The organism is Herbaspirillum sp. C9C3, assembly GCF_013359625.1.
In the GTDB taxonomy this organism is placed as follows: domain Bacteria; phylum Pseudomonadota; class Gammaproteobacteria; order Burkholderiales; family Burkholderiaceae_D; genus Herbaspirillum.
This window is the reverse complement of the sequence record NZ_JABFMQ010000007.1, coordinates 15410-36107: the sequence shown is the minus strand read 5'-3', so window position 1 is coordinate 36107 and position 20698 is coordinate 15410. Positions and strand designations below refer to the sequence as shown.

At 62.8% G+C, this 20698-nt stretch carries 19 protein-coding genes; 9 read left to right on the top strand and 10 right to left on the bottom strand.

The features are described 5' to 3' along the window. Nucleotides 1–8 precede the first annotated feature (8 nt). Nucleotides 9–932, bottom strand: coding sequence for a LysR family transcriptional regulator (locus HNO82_RS08935; RefSeq protein ID WP_175343449.1), 924 nt, complete (start codon nucleotides 930–932; stop codon nucleotides 9–11). A 109-nt stretch (nucleotides 933–1041) separates the two neighbouring features. Between HNO82_RS08935 and HNO82_RS08930 the strand changes: the two genes are divergently transcribed. The 8 genes from HNO82_RS08930 (at nucleotide 1042) to HNO82_RS08895 (ending at nucleotide 9046) form a co-directional block, all read left to right on the top strand. Beyond that, nucleotides 1042–1827, top strand: a complete 786-nt coding sequence (locus tag HNO82_RS08930; protein WP_175343448.1) for an SDR family NAD(P)-dependent oxidoreductase — start codon at nucleotides 1042–1044, stop codon at nucleotides 1825–1827. A gap of 430 nt (nucleotides 1828–2257) precedes the next feature. Next, entirely contained in the window at nucleotides 2258–3124 is an 867-nt protein-coding gene (locus HNO82_RS08925) for a substrate-binding periplasmic protein (RefSeq protein ID WP_175343447.1), read from the top strand. Then, nucleotides 3121–6225 carry a bifunctional diguanylate cyclase/phosphodiesterase gene (locus HNO82_RS08920; RefSeq protein ID WP_175343446.1) on the top strand — a complete coding sequence of 1035 codons (3105 nt, stop codon included), beginning with the start codon at nucleotides 3121–3123 and terminating at the stop codon, nucleotides 6223–6225. The genes HNO82_RS08925 and HNO82_RS08920 overlap by 4 nt, the downstream gene beginning before the upstream one ends. Before the next feature lie 12 nt (nucleotides 6226–6237). Beyond that, nucleotides 6238–6945: a glutathione S-transferase N-terminal domain-containing protein gene (locus tag HNO82_RS08915; protein WP_175343445.1), complete on the top strand. Its 708-nt coding sequence runs from the start codon at nucleotides 6238–6240 to the stop codon at nucleotides 6943–6945. A gap of 111 nt (nucleotides 6946–7056) precedes the next feature. Continuing rightward, a complete protein-coding gene (locus HNO82_RS08910) occupies nucleotides 7057–8154 on the top strand; it encodes a CE1 family esterase (protein WP_249776965.1) in 1098 nt (365 codons plus the stop codon). Nucleotides 8155–8237: 83 nt separating this feature from the next. Beyond that, entirely contained in the window at nucleotides 8238–8489 is a 252-nt protein-coding gene (locus tag HNO82_RS08905; protein ID WP_175343444.1) for an AbrB/MazE/SpoVT family DNA-binding domain-containing protein, read from the top strand. Beyond that, nucleotides 8483–8833, top strand: a complete 351-nt coding sequence (locus HNO82_RS08900) for a type II toxin-antitoxin system ChpB family toxin (RefSeq protein WP_175343443.1) — start codon at nucleotides 8483–8485, stop codon at nucleotides 8831–8833. The genes HNO82_RS08905 and HNO82_RS08900 overlap by 7 nt, the downstream gene beginning before the upstream one ends. Before the next feature lie 57 nt (nucleotides 8834–8890). After that, nucleotides 8891–9046: a hypothetical protein gene (locus tag HNO82_RS08895; RefSeq protein WP_175343442.1), complete on the top strand. Its 156-nt coding sequence runs from the start codon at nucleotides 8891–8893 to the stop codon at nucleotides 9044–9046. Nucleotides 9047–9150: 104 nt separating this feature from the next. On the opposite strand, the gene HNO82_RS08890 is transcribed toward HNO82_RS08895, so the two are convergent. From HNO82_RS08890 to HNO82_RS08850, 9 genes are all read right to left on the bottom strand, one after another. After that, nucleotides 9151–9567 (bottom strand): YXWGXW repeat-containing protein, encoded by a 417-nt coding sequence (locus HNO82_RS08890; RefSeq protein WP_488927017.1) that lies wholly within the window; start codon nucleotides 9565–9567, stop codon nucleotides 9151–9153. 83 nt (nucleotides 9568–9650) lie between these two features. Beyond that, the gene (alaC, locus tag HNO82_RS08885) at nucleotides 9651–10916 is read right to left on the bottom strand and encodes an alanine transaminase (protein WP_175343440.1); all 1266 of its coding nucleotides are present in this window, start codon (nucleotides 10914–10916) and stop codon (nucleotides 9651–9653) included. Nucleotides 10917–11053: 137 nt separating this feature from the next. Next, on the bottom strand, nucleotides 11054–12325 hold the full coding sequence (locus HNO82_RS08880) for a phenylacetate--CoA ligase family protein (protein ID WP_175343439.1): 1272 nt from the start codon (nucleotides 12323–12325) through the stop codon (nucleotides 11054–11056). An 11-nt stretch (nucleotides 12326–12336) separates the two neighbouring features. Beyond that, entirely contained in the window at nucleotides 12337–13194 is an 858-nt protein-coding gene (locus HNO82_RS08875; protein WP_175343438.1) for an ABC transporter ATP-binding protein, read from the bottom strand. A 67-nt stretch (nucleotides 13195–13261) separates the two neighbouring features. After that, entirely contained in the window at nucleotides 13262–14593 is a 1332-nt protein-coding gene (locus HNO82_RS08870; protein WP_008329385.1) for an ABC transporter substrate-binding protein, read from the bottom strand. A gap of 86 nt (nucleotides 14594–14679) precedes the next feature. Beyond that, nucleotides 14680–15756 (bottom strand): branched-chain amino acid ABC transporter permease, encoded by a 1077-nt coding sequence (locus HNO82_RS08865; protein ID WP_175343571.1) that lies wholly within the window; start codon nucleotides 15754–15756, stop codon nucleotides 14680–14682. Between the two features lie 66 nt (nucleotides 15757–15822). Beyond that, entirely contained in the window at nucleotides 15823–16737 is a 915-nt protein-coding gene (locus HNO82_RS08860) for a branched-chain amino acid ABC transporter permease (RefSeq protein ID WP_008329390.1), read from the bottom strand. A gap of 88 nt (nucleotides 16738–16825) precedes the next feature. Then, nucleotides 16826–17707, bottom strand: coding sequence for an ABC transporter ATP-binding protein (locus HNO82_RS08855; protein WP_175343437.1), 882 nt, complete (start codon nucleotides 17705–17707; stop codon nucleotides 16826–16828). 72 nt (nucleotides 17708–17779) lie between these two features. Continuing rightward, complete coding sequence (locus HNO82_RS08850) at nucleotides 17780–19741, bottom strand: AMP-dependent synthetase/ligase (RefSeq protein ID WP_175343436.1); 1962 nt, start codon at nucleotides 19739–19741, stop codon at nucleotides 17780–17782. 270 nt (nucleotides 19742–20011) lie between these two features. Between HNO82_RS08850 and HNO82_RS08845 the strand changes: the two genes are divergently transcribed. Beyond that, nucleotides 20012–20689 carry a Crp/Fnr family transcriptional regulator gene (locus tag HNO82_RS08845; RefSeq protein WP_008329393.1) on the top strand — a complete coding sequence of 226 codons (678 nt, stop codon included), beginning with the start codon at nucleotides 20012–20014 and terminating at the stop codon, nucleotides 20687–20689. Nucleotides 20690–20698: the final 9 nt, after the last annotated feature.

Below are 20698 nucleotides of genomic sequence, written 5' to 3'. Positions count from 1 at the left end.
CGGGCTGCTCAGCGTGTGAGACCGCCCTCCTGCGTGAGCGGAAAGATCAGCGCATGCAGCCAGTCCATGAACTCCGCCAGCCGCGCCGGTACGTGACGCCGGCTGGCGTACAGGATCGTGACCGGCATGGGGGCCGGTCGATATTGCGGCAGCACTTCCACCAGCTTGCCGCCGTCGAGCATCTTGCGTTTCTGCGCGCCCACCAGCGGCAACTGGATCAGTCCCAGGCCGGCCTGACAGGCGGCGTAATAGGTCTCCGTGCCATTGACCGTGACGCTGCCGGCCATGGACAGGGTGTGCGTCTGGCGGCCATCGAACCACTCCCATCCGGGCGAACGTCCGCCCAGCACCTGCCGGTAATGCACCAGCTGGTGCTGCGCCAGATCCTCCAGCGTACGCGGCGTGCCGTGGCGTTTCAGATAGGCGGCGCTGGCGCAGTTGATCTGCACCAGGTGGCCGATGGGCCGCGCCACCAGTGAGGAGTCATCCAGCGTGCCGGTACGCAGCACGCAATCAAATCCCTCCGCCACCAGGTCCACCCGGCGGTCACTGGCCGAGAGTTCGATCTCCAGTTGCGGATGCTGCGCCAGGAAGCCCGGCAAGGCCGGCAGCACCACTTCGCGCGCCATGGCGCTGGACATGTCGACCCGCAACTTGCCGCTCAAAGGCTGACCGCCTGCCCGAAACATGCCGCGCAAGGATTCGAATTCATCCAGCAGTTCCTGACTGCGCCGGTAGAAGGCCTCGCCATCGGCGGTCAGCTGCACGCGCCGCGTGGTGCGCTGGAGCAGGCGCGTACCCAGCATCTGCTCCAGTTGCTGTACGGCCAGCGACACGCTGGCGTTGGGCAGCCCGAGCTGGCGCGCCGCACCGCTGAAGCTGGCCAGTTCGGCCACGCGCTGGAAGATCTTGAGGGTATCCAACTGGTTCATGTGCTCGCCTGATTATTATTCAATTCTGAAAAGTCTAATAGTAAATCCTAAATTTATTCTTAAATTTCTTCTCAATATACTGAGCTCCTCAACAACCAAGGAGCCCGACATGAACGCCCAACCTGCTTCCACCCCCACTTCTCCCCGCATCGCCCTGATCACCGGCGGCAGCCGGGGCCTGGGCAAGAACACCGCCCTGCACCTGGCCCGCGAAGGCGTGGGCATCCTCCTGACCTATGTCGGCAACCGTACTGCTGCCGATGCCGCAGTGTCAGAAATCGAAGCCCTCGGTGTACCGGCGGTGGCCTTGCAGCTGGACTTGGCCGACAGCGCAAGTGTTACGGCCTTCGCACAACAAGTGTCCGATGCACTGTACCGGGTCTGGCAGGTCCGCCAGTTCAACTATCTGATCAACAACGGCGGCATGGGCATCTATGGCCCGATCGCCGAGACCAGCGAAGCGGACTTCGACGCGCTCTACAAGGTGCATCTCAAGGGGCCGTTCTTTCTGACCCAGGCGCTGCTGCCACTGCTGGCCGATGGTGGCCGCATCATCAACATCTCCAGCGGGCTGGCACGCTTCACCCTGCCGGGCTACGCTGCCTATGCCGCCATGAAGGGTGGCGTGGAAGTGATGACGCGCTACATGGCCAAGGAATTCGGCGCGCGCGGCATTGCCGTCAATACCGTGGCACCGGGCGCCATCGAGACCGATTTCGGCGGAGGCCGCGTGCGCGACAATGCCGAGCTCAACGCCTTTGTCGCCAGCCAGACCGCACTGGGCCGGGTCGGCGTGCCCGATGACATCGGCGCGGCGGTGGCCTCCCTGCTGCGTCCGGACAACGGATGGATCAATGCCCAGCGGGTGGAAGTCTCGGGCGGCATGTTCATCTGAGCCCCCGCGCGCGCATGATCGGCGGTTCGCCGCAGGAAGAAGAAACCGGTGTTTCCACTTGGGAAATACCGGTTTTTTTGTGCGCATGACGGCCCCTGCGTGCACCCTGGCCACTGCTTTTTTCCACTCCCGTGCACACGCCGCGCGGCCCCGTGCAGCCGGCCCTTGCAGGCCGCGACGCATTCTGTTGCGCAATGGAATCTGCTCGGGTAACATCGCTCGGCGTTTGGTGCAGCCCCGTTCTTGCTGACGTGTCCCGCATGTGAGCAGAGCAGGTGATGACACCACCGCCTCCACGGGCGGCAGACACAGAACAACAGATCAGGGCACCGTTTCAGATGCGGTGATTTCAGGGAAGGACGACACGGCAGTGCACCGGAGGCGGCATCGCCTCAGGAGCGCAAGACGGCGTCCACGGTGTGGCGTATTCATGGGGGCCAGTATTTTCAGTCGATTCTTTCGCAATCGCGCAGTGCGTGCCTGTGCGAACGCGGCCACCCTGTTTGCGGCCCTGCTGGCGGCTTCCCCTTCCCACGCTGCCGATGTCGCCGGTTCTTCCACGGCGGCCGGTCCCGATTGTTCACGAGCCTACACGCTGGCCCTGCACGATCACGGCCTGCTCTATTCTGCGGCCACCGATACGGGGATCGACAAGGATTTTGCCGATGAGCTGATCCGCCGCAGCGGCTGCAAGGTCAACGTCAGTCTCATGTCGCGTGCGCGCATCTGGCAGTTGATCGAGTCAGGCGCGCTGGACTTCAGCCTCTCCGGCATCACCAATGCCGAGCGCGACAGATTCGCCTCCTTCGCCTGGTACTTCAGCAACAAGTACTACCTGCTGGTGCGCAAGGATGCCGGCATCACCCAGCTGGCCGATATCGCCCGCAGCGAGCGTTTCCAGCTTGGCGTCATCCGTGGCTTCCGCTACAGCAGCAACGCCAACCGTGTGGTGGACGAACTGGCCGCCGCCAATCGCGTCACCCTGGCCGGCGGGCTGGAGCCGCTCTATGAGGCGCTGCTGCAGAATCGCATCCAGGGCATGATCATGGAGCCCTTCGATTATCCGGTGGTGGGAGAAAAGCGCATTCGCGAGGCCACCACCATCATCAGCTTCGAGGATCCCTCGGTGCTGCATGGATTGATCATGTCGCGCCAGGCCCTGCCCCCCGCCGAGCAGGAAAAATGGCGCGCCCTGGTCAATGGCATGCTGGCCGATGGTACGGTGCTGCGCATCTTCCGCAAGTACTTCAATGCGGAACTGGCGGCAGCCATGGTCCAATTCCAGAGCAAGCCGTGAACTGGATACGCCAGATCCTGCTGCCCCTGATCATCCTGGCCACAGGATTGGGCGTCACCTGGACCGCCTGGGACCACGAACGCGACGCCGCCGCCAAGGAGGTCCATACCCAGTTCGCCTCGGTGCTGCGCGAGACCGTCAGCCGCATCGAGCAGCGCATGGCTTCCTACGAACAGATGCTGCATGGGGTGCAGGGTCTGATCTCGGCCACCGGCAACATCGACCGCAACCAGTTCCGCGACTATGTCGAGGCGCTCAACCTGGACGCCAATTTTTCCGGCATCCAGGCCATCTCCATCGAGGAGTGGGTGCCGGCCCGGCAACTCGATGCCCATCTGGCCCGCATGGCGCGCCAGGGCTTGGCGGACTACAAGATCCGCCCGGCGGGAGCTCGCCCGGCCTATGCCCCGACCATCCTGCGCGAGCCCTACGTGGGCCGCAACCGTCTCCCCTTCGGCAACGACCAGTGGTCCGATCCGGTGCGACGCGCGGCCATGGAAAAGGCGCGCGACTCCGGCATGGCGACCGTCTCCGGCAAGATCGAACTGGCCGGTGAAGGGCCGGCCACACCGGCCTTCATGATGTACCTGCCGCTGTACGAGCGCGGCCAGCCGCAGTCCACCATCGCCGAGCGGCGCGCCAGCCTGATCGGCTGGGTGCATGCGGTCTTCCGCATGAGCGATGTGATCGCCAGTCTGTACGGCGAGAGCAGCCGCACCATCGCCTTCATGCTCTTCGACGGCGTCACGCGGGACCCGCAGGACCTGCTCTACCGCTCGCCGCTGGCCAGCGCCCCGCTGCACCGCCCACGCCTGCAGGCCGATGAATATCTGGTGGTGGCCAATCACAACTGGACCCTCTCCATCAGCACCACCGACGCCTTCACCACCCAGTTCGGGCGCAATGCCGAGCAGCTCATCGCTGCCACCGGCATCGGCTTGAGCATCACGCTGGCCCTGCTGGCCTGGCTGATGATGTCCAGCCGCAAGCGCGCCGTGCGTCTGGCCGAGAAGATGACGGCGGAACTGCGCGCCAGCGAGGAACAGTTCCGCGCCATCGCCGACTGCACCGTCAACTGGGAAGTCTGGTGGGGCCGCGATGGCCGCCCGCGCTGGATCAATCATGCCGTGCGCGACTACACCGGCTATACCGTGGAACAATGCCTGAGCATGCCGGACTTCATCGGCAGCATCGTCCATCCCGACGACGAGCACCGCATACGCGCCGAGCTGGCGCGCTGCATGGATGGCCAGAAGCGCGAGGACGTGGAATTCCGCTGCGTACGCAAGGATGGCACGGTGTTCTGGCTGTCGCTGTCGTCGGCGCCAATTGCCGATGCCCAGGGCAGCTTCACGGGATTCCGCACCAGTGCGCGCGACATCACCGAGCGCAAGCAGATCGAAGCCGAACTGCGCATCTCGGCAGTAGCCTTCGATTCGCGCGAGGGCATGCTCATCACCGACGCCAACAGCAAGATCCTGCGCGTGAACAAGGCCTTCACCGAGATCACCGGCTACACCGCCGAGGAAATTGTCGGCAAGCATCCCAAGCTGCTGCGCTCGGACCGCCATGGTCCGGCCTTCTTCCAGGAGATGCGCGAGAGCATCCGCCGCTTCGGCAAATGGCAGGGTGAGATCTGGGACCGTCGCAAGAACGGCGAGGTCTATCCCGAGTGGCTGACCATCTCGGCGGTCAAGAACAAGGACAACCAGGTCACCCACTACGTCAGCACCCATCACGACATCAGCGACCGCAAGCTGGCCGAGGAACGCATCCGCGAGCTGGCCTTCTTCGACGCCCTGACCCGCCTGCCCAACCGCACCCTGCTGCTGGACCGCCTCAAGCAGGCCATCGCACTGTCGCTGCGCACCCGCACCTGCGGCGCGCTGCTGTTCATCGACCTGGATCACTTCAAGACCCTCAACGATACCGTCGGCCATGAGAAGGGCGACACCCTGTTGAAACAGGTGGCCCAGCGCCTGCTGGCCAACGTGCGTGAAAACGATACGGTGGCGCGGGTGGGCGGTGATGAATTCGTGGTGGTGCTCGAATCCTTGAGCGATACCCAGCAGGAAGCCGCCACCCAGACCCGCGCCATCGGCGAGAAGATCCTCGCCGCGCTGGGCGCCACCTACCAGCTGGACGACGTCGAATATCGCACCACTGCCAGCATCGGCGCCACCGTTTTCCTGGGGCGGGCGACCTCGGTGGATGAACTGATGAAGCAGGCCGACCTGGCCATGTACAAGGCCAAGGAAACCGGCCGCAATGCGCTGCGCTTCTTCGACCCGGCCATGCAGACCGCCGTGCTGGAACGCGCCACCCTGGAAGCCGGCCTGCGCAAGGCCATTGAAGGGGAGCAGCTGCTGCTGCACTACCAGCCGCAGGTGGTCGAGGGTGGTCGCGTGACCGGTGCCGAAGTACTGGTACGCTGGCAGCATCCGCAGCGCGGCATGGTGCCCCCGGGCGACTTCATCCCGCTGGCCGAAGAAACCGGACTGATCCTCTCGCTGGGCAACTGGGTGCTGGAAACCGCCTGCAAGCAGCTGGCCGTCTGGGCCAAGCGGCCGCGCATGGCCGAGCTCAGCATTGCCGTCAACGTCAGCGCGCCGCAATTGCGCGAGGCCGATTTCGTGCAGACCGTGCTGGACATCATCGAGCGCACCGGCGCCAATCCGCGCCGCCTCAAGCTGGAGCTCACCGAAAGCCTGCTGGTGGACAACGTGGAAGACATCATCCAGAAGATGTTTGCCTTGAAGGCTTACGGCGTAGAGTTTTCGCTGGACGATTTCGGCACCGGTTATTCGTCCCTGTCCTACCTCAAGCGGCTGCCGCTGAATCAGCTTAAAATCGACCAGTCTTTCGTGCGCGATGTCCTGATCGATCCCAACGACGCCTCGATAGCCAAGACCATCGTCAACCTGGCCCAGAGCCTGGGGCTGGGGGTGATCGCCGAGGGTGTGGAAACCGATGCCCAGCGCTCCTTCCTGGCCGATGCCGGCTGCCATGCCTACCAGGGCTATTACTTCTGCCGGCCCGTGACGGTCGATGCCTTCGAGAAATTCGCCCAGGACCGCGACCCCCTCATATCCGTTGCCTAGGAGTCCGATCTCATGAGTCACGCTTTGTCCGCCTTCGCCATCAATCAAAAATGGCCGGCCCAGCACCCCGAGCGCATCCAGCTGTATTCGCTGCCCACGCCCAATGGCGTGAAGGTCTCGATCATGCTGGAAGAAACCGGCCTGCCCTACGAAGCCCACCTGGTGAGCTTCGAGACCAATGACCAGATGTCACCGGAGTTCCTGTCGCTGAACCCGAACAACAAGATCCCCGCCATCATCGATCCCAATGGCCCCAGTGGTGCAGCGCTGCCGCTGTTCGAATCGGGGGCCATCCTGCTCTACCTGGCCGAGAAGACCGGCCAGTTTCTGCCCGCCGATGCCGCCGCGCGCTACCAGGTGATCCAGTGGGTGATGTTCCAGATGGGCGGCGTAGGTCCGATGTTCGGCCAGCTGGGCTTCTTCCACCGCTTCGCCGGCAAGGAGTACGAAGACAAGCGTCCGCGCGACCGTTACGTCAACGAAACCAAACGTCTGCTGGGCGTGATGGACCGGCGTCTGGCACAAAGCCAGTGGCTGGGTGGCGATGCCTATTCGATCGCCGACATCGCCACCTTCCCGTGGATCCGCAACCTGATCGGCTTCTATGAGGCCGCCGAGCTGGTCGGCTTCCAGGACTTCCCCCATGTGGCACGGGCACTGCAAGCTTTCGTGGCACGGCCGGCGGTGGTGCGCGGGCTCAACATTCCCGCGCGCGACTGATCGATCCGCGCTGGGCGCCTGTTGCGGGTGGCGCAGGGTGTAAATCACTTTGCGGCAGCACGCGCTGCGCGTTAACATGGCGCCCATCCCTGCAAACGCATCCCGCCCGTCATGAGCTACCGTAGTCTCCTGCCCCCGAATGTTCGTGTCCGGCCCTTGCGCCGCCGCCTGCTGGCGGCGCTGTGCGGCCTTGCCGTACTGGCGTCCACACCGGCACACGCGGTTGACCTGTCCCTGAAGACGATCCGCGTCGGCAATCTCTCGCGCGCGTATTTTTCCGAACGTGCCGCGCCCGGTGAGCCGCAACCTCTGATCATCGCGCTGCATGCCAGTGGCTCCAGCGGCTCGCTCATGGCGCGCGCCACCGGGCTGACCGAGATCGCCGAAGCCGCCGGCTACATGATCGTGTATCCCAACGGCACCGGGCTGGCCATTGATGCGCGCACCTGGAATTCGGGCGGCTGCTGCGGCTATGCGCAGATGCACAAGGTGGATGACGTCGCCTTCCTGCGCGCCCTGATCGACAAGCTGGTCAAGGATGGCCTGGCCGATCCGCGGCGCGTCTATCTGGTGGGCGTCTCCAACGGCGGCATGATGGCCTATCGCATGGCTGCCGAAGCGCCCGAACTGTTCCGGGCGGTGGCGGTGGTCAGCGCGGTGCTGGACGTGCCGCCCGAGACGGTCAAGGCTCCCATGCCGCTGCTGCATATCCACGGCAGCGACGACCCCTTCATCCCCTTCCTGGGGGGTATCGGCAAGCAGGAAGTCTCGCAGCTGCCGCGCATCTCGGTGGCGCGCAGCATCGAAGCCTTCATCAAGGCCGATGGTGCCAATCCACGACCGACCGTGACCGACATCCCCGACACCGCCAACGACGGCACCACCATTCGCCAGTACACCTACGCCAGCAAGACCGACCCGCAAGCCGTGGTGCTCTACGAGGTCAAGGGCGGCGGCCATGCCTGGCCGGGCGGCGTGGTGCCCATCGTCAATGGCGGCAAGTCCTCGCAGAACCTGGACACCTCGCGCACCGTCATCAACTTCTTCAATGCCCACGGCGGTGGCCGCCAGAACGAGCAGGTCGACGACAAGCTGCCGCCCGGTGCCACACCGCTGCCGGGGGCGACCGGGGCAGCAAGCACTGCACCGGCCACCGCGCCGTCCAGGCAAGATGCGGCATGTGCGCAGTCCAACCTCAAATGCAACTGAAAAACCAACGCCGAACACAGCTGCACAATGCTTGACCCGTACAATCCACGTTTATACAATGTATCTACATTACGGAGGTACATATGGAACTCTCGATCCAAAAATGGGGTAACAGCGCGGCGGTACGCTTGTCGACCGAATTTCTGAGCCTGCTCAATGTGAAGCTGGGCGACAAGCTCTGCGTGGACATTCGTCCCGAAGGGGCTTTGCTGAAACCGAAGCGTCATGCCTATGCGCTGGCCGATCTGGTCAAACAATGTGATACCAGCGCGCCGGAACCTGCCGACATGGCCGCCTGGAACAAGCTCAAACCAGTGGGCCGTGAAACATGGTAAGACGTGTCAAGTTCGAGCGTGGCGACATTGTGGTCGTCAACTTGGAACCGGCCTCAGGTCGGGAACAGCGCGGCGAGAGTCGCCCTGTGCTGATTCTGTCCACGGCGGTGTTCAACGTCATGGGCACCGTTCTGGTCGCCCCCATTACCCAGGGCGGCGATTTTGCCAGGCACGCCGGATTTGCCGTCCCCCTGAGTGGCGCCGGCACCAAGACGCAGGGCGCAGCGCTGGTGAATCAGATCCGCATGCTGGACCTCGAAGCCAGGCGTGCCAAGAAGATCGAGACGGCCCCTGACTTCGTGATTGATGATGCGCTTGCACGACTGCAGGCAATCCTTGACTAGGAGCCCCCAACAAATCGCACTATCATAGCGACCAGCGTTCAACCTCCCGCCACGACAATGAAAAGACTTCTGACCAGCATCCTGATCGCCATCGTCCTGTACTTCCTGCTGCCCTGGATCGGCAAGCTGATTCCGCATTACCGCCTGGCTGTCATCTGCGTCACCGCCGGCATCGTCTCCTTTGCGGTCTCCGCGCTGATGGACAAGACCTGATTCCGTCTGCTTTCGCGCGGCCCGCCAACGAAAACGGCCGCAACGTGAAGACGTTGCGGCCGTTTCGTTTCATCACTTCAGTTCATGCAGGCTGCATCAGCATTTCAGCACTCCCCCTTGCGCTCATGACCCGGCGGGCAGTCGTGTCCGCGTCCCGGACCACGGTGGTCGTCATCATCACGATGGTGACGCGGCCCGTGACCCGGTGGCGGACCGCCGCGCCAGCCGCCGCGATCGAGCTCCCATCCGCGCGGCCCCTGACGCCATACGGGCGCGGCATACACATAGCCGGGGCGCTCGCGCACCCAGTGGCCTTCGCGCCAGATGTGGCGATGACCATCCCAATCCCAGAAGCCGGGTGCCCACACATAACCATGACGCGGCGGCGGGAGCGGTTCGGCGCGCGGCGGCGGCGGTGCACCGATGTTGATGTTGACCGACACCTGCGCCTGGGCAAGCGGCAGCACAGCCGCGGACGAACCAAGCGCCACCAGGCTGGCGAATATTATTTTTTTCATCATATAAAATAATCAGAGGGTGAATATTTTTGTACGACAGCGGCCCCACCGGCACGGTTCCGGTCTTTACACCGGCAGGCCCCGGGTCAGCCGCCCTTGGCGTTCTTGAACATGGTCTTGATCCCGCGAATGGCCTGGCGGATGCGCGATTCATTCTCGATCAGGGCGAAGCGCACATACTCGTCGCCGTACTCACCGAAACCGATGCCGGGCGAGACGCAGACCTTGGCCTGTTCCAGCAGGATGCGCGCGAACTCCAGCGAGCCGAAGGAGCGATACGGTTCCGGGATGCGCGCCCAGATGTACATCGAGGCCTTGGGAATATCGACCATCCAGCCGGCCTCGTGCAGGCCCTTGACCAGGACATTGCGGCGCTTTTCGTAATTGGCGCGGATTTCCTCCACGCAGGACTGATCGCCCTCCAGGGCCGCAATGGCCGCCACCTGCACGGGCGTGAAGCTGCCATAGTCGTGATAGCTCTTGATGCGCGCCAGCGCCGCCACCAGCCGGGCATTGCCGACCATGAAACCAATCCGCCAGCCGGCCATGTTGTAGCTCTTGGAGAGCGTGAAGAATTCCACTGCAACCTCCCGCGCACCCGGCACCTGCATGATGGACGGCGCTTTCCAGCCATCGAAGGTGATGTCGGCATAGGCCAGGTCATGCACCACCAGGATCTGGTGTTCGCGCGCCAGCTTGACCACGCGCTCGAAGAATTCCAGTTCCACGCATTGCGCGGTCGGATTGGAGGGAAAGCCCAGGATCATCATCTTGGGCTTGGGATAGCTCTCGCGCACCGCACGTTCCAGCTCGTCGAAGAAATCCACGCCCGGGCTCATGCGCACCGAGCGGATGTTGGCGCCGGCGATCACCGCGCCATAGATGTGGATGGGGTAGCTGGGATTGGGTACCAGCACGGTATCCCCCTTGTCGAGGGTGGCCAGCATCAGGTGCGCCAGGCCTTCCTTGGAACCGATGGTGACGATGGCTTCGCTGTCGGGATCGAAATCGACTTCGTAGCGGCTGCGATACCAGTGTGCAATGGCGCGGCGCAGGCGCGGAATACCCTTGGAGGAGGAATAGCCGTGCGTATCGGGCCGCTGCGCGACTTCCACCAGCTTCTCGACGATGTGCGGTGGCGTGGCGCCATCCGGGTTGCCCATGGACATGTCGATGATGTCCTCGCCACGACGGCGGGCAGCCATCTTCAGTTCGGCGGTGATGTTGAAGACGTAGGGCGGCAGCCGGTCAATGCGCGGGAAGCTGACCGGGAAGGCGTCCGGGGAAGTGGCAGGTGAAGAAGTAACAGCAGGCGTGCGCGAGGGATCGCGCGAATCGGCGGATTGCGTCATGGAGGTCTTTCACGTCAGCGCCCGGAACCGTCCGAGCGACGTTGGAACCAATGTTCCGTTACCGATTTTATGCGCGAAGCTTCACCTGCACAAGCGCAAATCGCCCTGTACCTTCGATCCTCTGCAAGTTACTTCACTTATTCGTATTTCCGCGCATCTTCAATGACCTTGCCGTCATTGGGCAGACTGCCCGGCGCCACCAGCAGCACTTCGCCTCTGAGCTTGGTCACCTCGCGCAAGCTGCCGGCCAGTGCAGAGACGTCGATGGCCGGATCTTCCGGGTCACCCACTTCGCAATGCAGGGTCATGACGTCATTGGCCATCTCGCCCGAGACCACCAGCCGCGCCCGCAAGACATCGCCATGGCGGCGCAAGACGTCGGCCACCTGCGAAGGATGCACGAACATGCCACGCACCTTGGTCGTCTGGTCGGCCCGTCCCATCCAGCCCTTGATGCGGGTATTGGTACGCCCGCACGGAGACGCCCCCGGCACGACCGCCGAGAGATCGCCGGTACCGAAGCGGATGAGCGGATAGTCGGGATTGAAGGAAGTCACCACCACCTCGCCAACCTCGCCCTCAGCCACGGGGTCGCCCGTGCCGGGCCGCACGATTTCCAGGATCAGCGATTCATCCAGCACCATGCCGGGATGCACCCTGCCCTCACTCATGGTTTCGTAGGCGATGTTGCCGATGTCGGCAGAGGCATACAGCTGCAGCACCTGCGGCACGCCGTGTTCATGGAACCAGCTGCGCAGCGACGGCGGCAGCGCTTCGGCGCTGACCAGCGCGCGCCGCACGCTGGAGATATCCGCGCCCATCTCCTGTGCCTTCTCGATGATGATCTTGAGGAACGAGGGCGTGCCCACATAGGCATCGGGCTTCAAGGCCGCCATCGCATTGACCTGCAATTCGGTCTGGCCGATACCGGCCGGGATCACCGCACAGCCCAGCCTGGCCGCCGCGCCCTCGACCATGAAGGCAGCCGGCGTGAAGTGATAGGCAAAGCAGTTTTGCAGGATATGCCCGGCCTGCAAGCCCAGCGCCTTCATCGGGCTGGCAAAGCGCCACCAGTCGGCGCCCTGGCCTTCCGGATCGAAGATCGGACCGGGCGAGACGAAGAGCCGCCGCAGTTGCCGCGCGGGCGTGGTATTCAAGCCGCCGAAGGGACTCTCACGCGTCTGCAATTCCTTCAGATCGGATTTGCGGGTCACCGGCAATTGCGCCAGGGCCGCGCGCGAGCCGATGGCCGCCGCATCCACCCCCGCAAGGATGCGCGCCCAGCCCGGCGCGCCCTGCGCCCGTGCCACCAGCTGCGGCAACGCACGCATCAACTGTTCTTCACGCTGTTGCGGATCACGCCGTTCCAGCGCGTCCAGCTCGGCCACACCCTGCCTGGGATCGGACATGATGCCCTCCCTCAGGCCAACCAGCGCTTGCGGCGCCGATAGAACTTCATGTCGCGGAAATTCTTGCGACCGCCTCCGGAGACGCCGAGATAGAACTCCTTGACGTCCTCGTTATCGGCCAGCTCGCTGGCCGCGCCTTCCATGACCACGCGGCCGTTTTCGAGGATGTAGCCGAAATCGGCATAGCGCAGCGCGACCATGGTGTTCTGCTCGGCCAGCAGGAAGGAGACCCGCTCCTTGCTGTTCAGGTCCTTGACGATCTCGAAGATCTCCTCGACGATCTGCGGCGCCAGGCCCATCGAGGGTTCGTCCAGCAGGATCATCGAAGGCTTGGCCATCATGGCGCGCCCGATCGCGGTCATCTGCTGTTCGCCGCCCGAGGTATAGCCGGACTGCGATTTGCGGCGCACCTTCAGGCGCGGGAAATAGTCGTAAATCTTTTCCAGTTCGTGCTTCACTTCGGAGTGGCTGATGCCGCGCGTGTAGGCACCGGTCAGCAGGTTTTCTTCCACCGTCAGGTGGCCGAAGCAATGCCGACCTTCCATCACCTGGATCACGCCGCGCCTGACCAGGTCATTGGGCGTCATGCGGTCCACCCGCTCGCCGCGAAACTCGATGCTGCCCTTGGTGACGTCGCCGCGTTCGGCGTGCAGCAGGTTGGAAATGGCCTTCAGGGTCGTGCTCTTGCCTGCGCCATTGGCGCCCAGCAGTGCCACGATCTTGCCTTCGGGCACGTCCAGCGAGACGCCCTTCAAGACCAGGATCACGTGGTCATAGATCACTTCGATGTTGTTGATGGCCAGCGCCTTGGCTACCGCTGCCGGGGCGGCAGAGGGAGCGGCACTGGTCTGGATCGGTGTGGCATTCATGGTCGTTCGCATTCCCAAAAAAGCACCGGCGGCCGTGGGAGACGTGCAAAACCGCCGGCGCAAGCGCCTACTTCATGCAGGCAGGAGTGATGCCTTTTTCTTTTGCGTATTTCGCAGCCGATGCCTTGAACAAGGGGTGGATCAGGTTCTTGTTGCCCTCGATCCAGTCCGACACCAGCACCCACTTGCTGCCATCCCATTGCTGGATCTTGATCTTGCCCGATCCCTCATGGTTCTCGCAGGAGGTCTTGATCTCCGGCAGCAGCCCGGTGGCGCCCAGAGCCTTCAGGCGGGCATCGGTGATGTTGAGGTTTTCAAAGCCCCAGCGCACCTGCTCGCCACTCATGACCTTTCCCTTGCCATATTTGTCCTGGGCCGTGCGCACCGCTTCCACGGTGGCAATGGCGGCCGAGACGCCACGGTTGTAGAGGATGGAACCGAGCTTGTTCTTGTCCTGCATGTTGCCGCGGCCCGCGCCATAGACCACCTTGTCGATATCGGCAATGACCGGCACATCCTTGCCGGCCACGTTCCAGGTGGCCGACAGGTAACCCTTGGCGGCCTCGCCGGCGGGGATGGTGTCTTCTTCCGAGCCGGCCCACCAGGAACCGATGATCTTGTCACGCGGATAGCCGACCTTCTGCGCCGCCTTCAGCGCCGTCTGGTTCATCACGCCCCAGCCCCAGAAGATCACGTAGTCCGGGTTTTCCTGGCGGATGCGCAGCCATTGCGCGCCCTGTTCATTGCCGGGGTGGGCCACCGGGATCTCCACCAGCTTGAACTTGCCGATGGAAGCCTCCGCCTGCAAGGCCACGATGGGTTCCTTGCCATAGGCCGAATCGTGATACAGGAACACGATCTTCTTGCCCGCCAGCGAACCATTGTTCTTGCCGGTCAGATACTTGACGATGGCCGAGACCTGCATCTGGTAGGTCGTCACCAGCGGGAAAGCATAGGGGAACACCGAACCATCCACCGCATCGGTACGGCCATAGCCGATCATCACCAGCGGCACCTTGTCCTCGGCGGTCTTGTCGATGAGCGCGTAGGAAATGCCGGTGGCCATGGGGTTGATGGCGGTGCCGTGGGTGACGGTATTCTTGTTCTTCATGCGCTCGTAGCACTCCACGCCCTTGGCGTTGTTGTACTCGGTCTCGCACTCTTCCCAGGACAGCTTGACACCGTTGATGCCGCCTTCCTTGAGGTTGACGTAGTTGAGGTAATCGACATAGCCGCCGTAATACGACTGGCCGTTGGTACCATACGGGCCGACCCGGTAGCTGGGGATGGCGATGAACTGGTCACTGCTCTGTGCCAGCGCCGGCACTGCTGCCGACAGCAGGCTGGCGGCGCAGGCGGTGGCTACCACCAGTTGCCGCAGATGCTTGATGCTCTTCATGGTCTCGTCTCCTTGTTGTTGTCGTTGCCGACTTTTATCGGACGCCGGCATCCCGGCCTCCACCTACCTCGTTGCTGCTTGTGCGCCTAGTGCGGGAACGGCCACAGGCGCAGTTTTTCCTTGGCGATCTGCCACAGTCGTGCCAGCCCGTGCGGCTCGACGATCAGGAAGAAGATGATCAGGGCACCGAACATCATCATCTGGATGTGCGACACGGTGGCATTGGTGAAGGGCAGGTGCAACAGGGCTGCCAGCGGCGGCAGCGCGTTGTCCAGGAAGATCGGCAGCAGAAGGATGAAGGCCGACCCCAGGAAGGAACCGAGGATGCTGCCCACGCCGCCGATGATGATCATGAAGAGGATGCGGAAGGACAGGTCCAGCGAGAAGCCGTCCGGTTCCACCGAGCCCAGGTAGCAGAACGCATACAGGGCACCGGCCACGCCGCAGTAGAAGGAGCTCACTGCGAAGGCGGTCAGCTTGGTACGCATCAAGGGGATGCCGATCACTTCGGCGGCCACGTCCATGTCGCGCACTGCCATCCAGGCGCGCCCGGTGGAGGAGCGCACCAGGTTCTTGGCCACCAGCGCCAGTACGCTCACCACGCCCAGCACGAAGAGATACTTGCGTACCGGACTGTCGATGGCGATGCCGAAGAAATCGATCTTGGGGGTGCTGATCACGCCCGAGGAGGAATTGTTGGAGAACCAGGGAAACTTGGTCAGCGCCCACACCACGAAGAACTGCGCCGCCAGCGTGGCCACGGCCAGATAGAAACCCTTGATGCGCAGCGACGGCAGCCCGAACAGCACACCCACCAGCGCGGCACAGCCACCCGAGAGCAGCAGCGTGGCGACGATGGGAATGCCTTCCACCCGCAGTTGAAAATTGTAGGCCGCGTACGCCCCCACCGCCATGAAGGCCGCCGACCCCAGCGAGAGCTGACCGGCGTAACCGGTCAGCACGTTCAGACCGAGTGCGGCCAGCGCAAACACCAGGAACGGCACCAGGATGGCCGAGAACCAGTATTCATTGCCCAACAGCGGCACGCCCACGAAGGCGAACACCATGAAGAGCGTAAAGAGGATGCGATCCTGGCGGATCGGGAAGATCTGACTGTCGGCGATGTAGCTTGTCTTGAATTGTCCGGCTTCACGGTACAGCATCATGTTCTCCTTGTTCCTGCATGGCACCTGTGGCGACATATCGCCAACATTGGAATCAGCGTTTTGTCATACACGGTCGATATGCCGCTCGCCGAACAATCCTTCCGGGCGCACCAGCAGGAACAGCAGCGCAAACACATACGGGAACCAGCCTTCGATACCACCGAAGTTGCCGCCGAAGGCGTCCTGCATGACCGGCGGGATGTAGATCTCGGCCAGCTTCTCGGAGGCGCCGATGATGAGGCCGCCGACAATGGCACCCGGGATCGACGTGAAGCCCCCCAGGATCAGCACCGGCAGCGCCTTCAAGGCCGTCATGGTCAGGGCGAACTGCACGCCATTGCGCGAACCCCACAGCAGACCTGCAATCAGGGCCACGAACCCGGCCACGCCCCACACCACGGCCCAGATGTGCTGCAGCGGGATGCCCAGAGACAGCGCCGCCTGGTGATCGTCGGCCACCGCACGCAGAGCGCGACCGACCTTGGTCTTCTGGAAGAACAGCGCCAGCGCCGCCACCAAGGCCACCACCATGCCGGAAGCGAAGAGGTCAAATTTGGAAATGCCGATCCCCATGCTGTCCATCACCGACTGGATCGGTTCATCGACGATGCCCAGATCGATGGGCCGCACCTCGCTGCCGAAGAGCAAGGGGCCCAGGCCCTCCAGGAAAAAAGTCAGACCGATGGTGGCCATGAACAAGGTGATCGGCGGCTGGTTCACCAGCTTGCGCAGCACGAAGCGTTCAGTCGCCAACCCCACCAGGATCATGACCGCGAAGGCGCCGATGATGGCGGCCCACATCGGCATGCCCTTCTCCATCAGCCCCACCACCGCCAGCGCGGCGAAATACACCATCGCGCCCTGGGCAAAATTGAATACGCCGGATGCCTTGTAGATCAGCACGAAGCCCAGCGCCACCAGAGAATACATCAGCCCCGAGAGCAATCCGCTCAGGGTGACTTCGAGGAAGAATTGCATGTCGTCTCCTTGCCTGCCGTCTTGTTGTTTTTATTGTTTATATTGTTTATATCGTTTGAAGATGAAGATGTTCCGGGGCTTGCAGCGCTCAGTGCGAAGTCCCGAGGTATGCCTTGATCACGTCTTCATTGCACATCACTTCATCGGGCGTGCCATCACCGATCTTCTTGCCGTAATCCAGTACCACCACACGATCCGAGATATCCATGACCACGCCCATGTCGTGTTCGATGAGCACGATGGTGGTACCGAACTGGTCATTGACATCGAGGATGAAGCGGCACATGTCCTGTTTTTCTTCCACGTTCATGCCGGCCATGGGTTCGTCCAGCAGCAGCATGTGCGGCTCGGCCGCCAGTGCGCGCGCCAGTTCCACACGCTTTTGCAGGCCGTAAGGCAGGCGCCCCACGGGCGTCTTGCGGATGTGCTGAATTTCGAGGAAATCGATCACTTCTTCGACTTTGCGCCGATGTTCGATTTCCTCGTTGCGGGCCGCCCCCCACCACAGGGCGTTGGAGAGCAGGCCGGAACGCATCTTGGTGTTGCGGCCGGTCATGATGTTGTCCAGTACCGTCATGCCCTTGAAGAGCGCAATGTTCTGGAAGGTGCGGGCGATGCCCTGGCGCGCGATGCTGCTGGGGTGCATGCCCAGGCGGGGCTGGCCGCGATAGAGGATGCTGCCCTTCTGCGGATGGTAGACGCCGTTGATGACGTTGATCATCGAACTCTTGCCGGCGCCATTGGGACCGATGATGGCGCGGATCTCATGCTCACGCACGTTGAAGGAAATATCGGTGAGCGCCTTGACGCCACCGAAGGACAGCGAGATGTTCTGCAGATCGAGGATCACCTCGCCGATGCGGCGGCCATTGGCGGCCACCACCGGGGCTTGGTCATCGGGGCTGGCCACCGGCGGCAGGCCCGCAGGCAGAATTTCGGAACTCAGGTGTCGTTTCATGGTGGTGTTCATTCAGCGGTGGTCTGGTCGGGCTACGCTGCAAGCCGGATGCGATGACGCCTCCGGGACGGGACTGCGGGCGGCTCAGGCGGCGCTTTGCAGCGTCTGGTAGGTCCTGGCGTCGGCGATTCTGAGGTCGGCCGAAATCATGCCCTGGCGACCATCCTCGAACTTGACCTGGGTCTCAATGTACTGCGACGCGTGGCCTGCGTAGAGCGCCTCGATGAGCACTGCGTACTTGTCGGCGATGAAGCCGCGCCGGACCTTGCGGGTACGGGTGAGCTCCTCGTCGTCGGGATCCAGTTCCTTGTGCAGGATCAGGAAGCGATGGATCTGCGAATCGGCCAGCAAGGGGTCCGCCACCAGGTCTGCATTGACCTTTTCCACGCACTCGCGCACCAGCTCGTAGACCGCCGGGTTGGCGGCCAGGTCGGTGTAGCCGCTGTAGGGCAGGTTGCGACGCTCGGCCCAGTTGCCCACGGCATCCATGTCGATGTTGATGAAGGCCATGCACTGCTGGCGACCGCTGCCGAAGGCCACCGCTTCCTTGATGAAGGGGAAGAACTTCAGCTTGTTCTCGATGTACTTGGGCGCGAACATGCTGCCGCTTGCCATCTTGCCGACATCCTTGGCGCGGTCGATGATCTTGAGGTGGCCGTCGCTGTCGAAGAAACCTGCATCTCCCGTATGGAAGTAGCCGTCCTGGTCGATGGCTTCGGCGGTGGCATCGGGCCGCTTGAAATATTCCTTCATCAGGCCCGGCGAGCGCACCAGTACTTCACCGTTGGCATCGATGCGCACTTCCACGCCCTTCATGGGACGGCCCACGCTATCGAGCTTGACGTCACCGGAGGGCTGCATGCAGACCGTCACGCAGGTCTCGGTCATGCCGTAGAGTTGTTTGAGGTTGATGCCCAGCGAGCGATAGAAGTCGAACAGGTCCGGACCGATGGCCTCGCCGCCGGTATAGGCCACGCGCAGGCGCGACATGCCCAGCACGTTCTTGAGCGGCCCGTAGACCAGCAGGTTGCCGATGGCGTATTGCAGGCGGTCTGCCAGCGACACGCCCGGCTTGCCATCAAGGATGCGCATGCCGACCCGGCGCGCCACCTTCATGAAGCCATGGAACATCTTGCGTTTGATCCAGCCGGCATCCTCGATGCGGATCATCACTTGCGTGAGGATGTTTTCGTAGACGCGCGGCGGTGCAAAGTAATACGTCGGGCCGATCTCGCGCAGGTCGCTCATGACCGTGTTGGGCGACTCCGGGCAATTCAGGCAGAAGCCGGCCACGTGCTGCTGCGCGAAGGAATACAGGAAGTCTCCGACCCAGGCCAGCGGCAGATAGCAGAGGATGTCGTCGTTCTCGTCGAGATGATCGAATTCCACCAGCGTGGTAGCGGTGGTGATCATGGCCCGATGCGAGTGGCACACGCCCTTGGGCTTGCCGGTGGTGCCGGAGGTGTAGAGGATGATGGCCACGTCATCGGGCGAGCCCGCCGCCACCTCCTGCTCGAAGAATCCCGGATGCGCATGTTCGTAGGCACGGCCCAGTTCCTGCACGCGGGCAAAGGACAGCAGCTCGGGCTGATGGTAGTTGCGCATGCCGCGCTCGTCGTCATAGATGACGTGGGCAATGCGGGGCAGGTTTTCCTTGATCTCGAAGACCTTGTCGACCTGCTCCTGATCTTCGGCCATGACGAAGTCGACGTTGGCATCGGCCAGCACGTAGGCCATGTCAGCCGCAGGCGCATCCTGATACAGCGGCACCGGCATGCCACCCAGCGCCTGGGCCGCGCTCATGGCCCAGTACAGGCGCGGGCAGTTGTTGCCGATGATGGCCAGGCTCATGCCGCGCTTGAAACCCAATGCGGCCAGGCCACAGGCAAAGCTGCGCACCTCCTCGGCCACCTGGCGCCAGGTCGTGGTCTGCCAGATGCCCAGATCCTTCTCGCGGAAGGCCGCCCGTTCGGGGCGTCGTTGGGCATGTGCCTGCAACAGCCGCGGAAAGGTCGCGGCTTGCTTGTCTTGTCTCGTCTCCACCATTTCCCACCTTCTTGTGCAGGTTCGAAAGATCCGTTTCCTTCATGGGATTGCATGAGGATACGAATCCGGTGTGGGATCAGTCTGTGCTGCCAGGCTTACGCTGCTCTTACTGCCGCAGTCATGATGTCTGGCATGCCAGCCGTCCTGTCTCTTTGTTTGGCCAGACCTTTTGGTCAGGGCCTTTTTTGCGATGATAGTAGTTTGAGTGGTTGCCAGTGGATGTCATCTCACCGACAATTGACAAAACTTTCGATATTGCGACGCATCATCATGGAGACATCAATTCGACGCATGCTGTCCAAGAGCATCTGGGCGCAGGCGCTGACCGAAGAACAGCTGGCCCGGGTCGAGGCGGAGGTAGTCAGCCGCAAGATCCCGGCCGGCGGTTACGTCTGCCGCAAGGGCGATCCGGTGGCGCACTGGATCGGCGTACATGAAGGCTTGCTGAAGATGAGCAGTGTCTCGCCCGAGGGCAAGACCGTCTCTTTTGCGGGCATGGCCAACGGCGGCTGGCTGGGCGAGGGTTCGCTGCTCAAGGACGAACCGCGCAGGTATGACGTGGTGGCTTTGCGCGAGAGCGAATTGCTGTACATGCCCAAGGCCACCTACATCTGGCTGCTGGACAACAGCATCCCCTTCAACCGCTTCCTGGTCACGCAATTGAACGAGCGTCTGGCGCTGTTCATTTCGCTGGTGGAATACGACCGCATGCTGGAGCCGGATGCCCGCGTGGCGCGCTGCCTGGCGGCGCTGTTCAATCCCTATCTGAATCCGGGCATCGGCCTGAATCTGCAAATCTCGCAGGAGGAAGTCGGCAACCTCTCCGGCACCTCGCGCCAACGCGCCAACCAGGCCCTGCAAGTGCTGGAAAAGGCGGGCCTGCTGAAGGTCGACTATGGCAGCATCACCATCAATGACCTGGAAGGTCTGCGGCAATTTCCGGGGTGAAACGCATCC

What these genes read in the sequence shown, in the direction of transcription:
- HNO82_RS08875 (WP_175343438.1), bottom strand. Translation starts at nt 13,194, where the DNA reads ATGAATGCCACACCGATCCAGACCAGTGCCGCTCCCTCTGCCGCCCCG.
- HNO82_RS08935 (WP_175343449.1), bottom strand. Translation starts at nt 932, where the DNA reads ATGAACCAGTTGGATACCCTCAAGATCTTCCAGCGCGTGGCCGAACTG.
- HNO82_RS08930 (WP_175343448.1), top strand. Translation starts at nt 1,042, where the DNA reads ATGAACGCCCAACCTGCTTCCACCCCCACTTCTCCCCGCATCGCCCTG.
- HNO82_RS08845 (WP_008329393.1), top strand. Translation starts at nt 20,012, where the DNA reads ATGGAGACATCAATTCGACGCATGCTGTCCAAGAGCATCTGGGCGCAG.
- HNO82_RS08905 (WP_175343444.1), top strand. Translation starts at nt 8,238, where the DNA reads ATGGAACTCTCGATCCAAAAATGGGGTAACAGCGCGGCGGTACGCTTG.
- HNO82_RS08915 (WP_175343445.1), top strand. Translation starts at nt 6,238, where the DNA reads ATGAGTCACGCTTTGTCCGCCTTCGCCATCAATCAAAAATGGCCGGCC.
- HNO82_RS08860 (WP_008329390.1), bottom strand. Translation starts at nt 16,737, where the DNA reads ATGCAATTCTTCCTCGAAGTCACCCTGAGCGGATTGCTCTCGGGGCTG.
- HNO82_RS08880 (WP_175343439.1), bottom strand. Translation starts at nt 12,325, where the DNA reads ATGTCCGATCCCAGGCAGGGTGTGGCCGAGCTGGACGCGCTGGAACGG.
- alaC (WP_175343440.1), bottom strand. Translation starts at nt 10,916, where the DNA reads ATGACGCAATCCGCCGATTCGCGCGATCCCTCGCGCACGCCTGCTGTT.
- HNO82_RS08895 (WP_175343442.1), top strand. Translation starts at nt 8,891, where the DNA reads ATGAAAAGACTTCTGACCAGCATCCTGATCGCCATCGTCCTGTACTTC.
- HNO82_RS08870 (WP_008329385.1), bottom strand. Translation starts at nt 14,593, where the DNA reads ATGAAGAGCATCAAGCATCTGCGGCAACTGGTGGTAGCCACCGCCTGC.
- HNO82_RS08890 (WP_488927017.1), bottom strand. Translation starts at nt 9,567, where the DNA reads ATGATGAAAAAAATAATATTCGCCAGCCTGGTGGCGCTTGGTTCGTCC.
- HNO82_RS08855 (WP_175343437.1), bottom strand. Translation starts at nt 17,707, where the DNA reads ATGAACACCACCATGAAACGACACCTGAGTTCCGAAATTCTGCCTGCG.
- HNO82_RS08925 (WP_175343447.1), top strand. Translation starts at nt 2,258, where the DNA reads ATGGGGGCCAGTATTTTCAGTCGATTCTTTCGCAATCGCGCAGTGCGT.
- HNO82_RS08900 (WP_175343443.1), top strand. Translation starts at nt 8,483, where the DNA reads ATGGTAAGACGTGTCAAGTTCGAGCGTGGCGACATTGTGGTCGTCAAC.
- HNO82_RS08850 (WP_175343436.1), bottom strand. Translation starts at nt 19,741, where the DNA reads ATGGTGGAGACGAGACAAGACAAGCAAGCCGCGACCTTTCCGCGGCTG.
- HNO82_RS08865 (WP_175343571.1), bottom strand. Translation starts at nt 15,756, where the DNA reads ATGCTGTACCGTGAAGCCGGACAATTCAAGACAAGCTACATCGCCGAC.
- HNO82_RS08910 (WP_249776965.1), top strand. Translation starts at nt 7,057, where the DNA reads ATGAGCTACCGTAGTCTCCTGCCCCCGAATGTTCGTGTCCGGCCCTTG.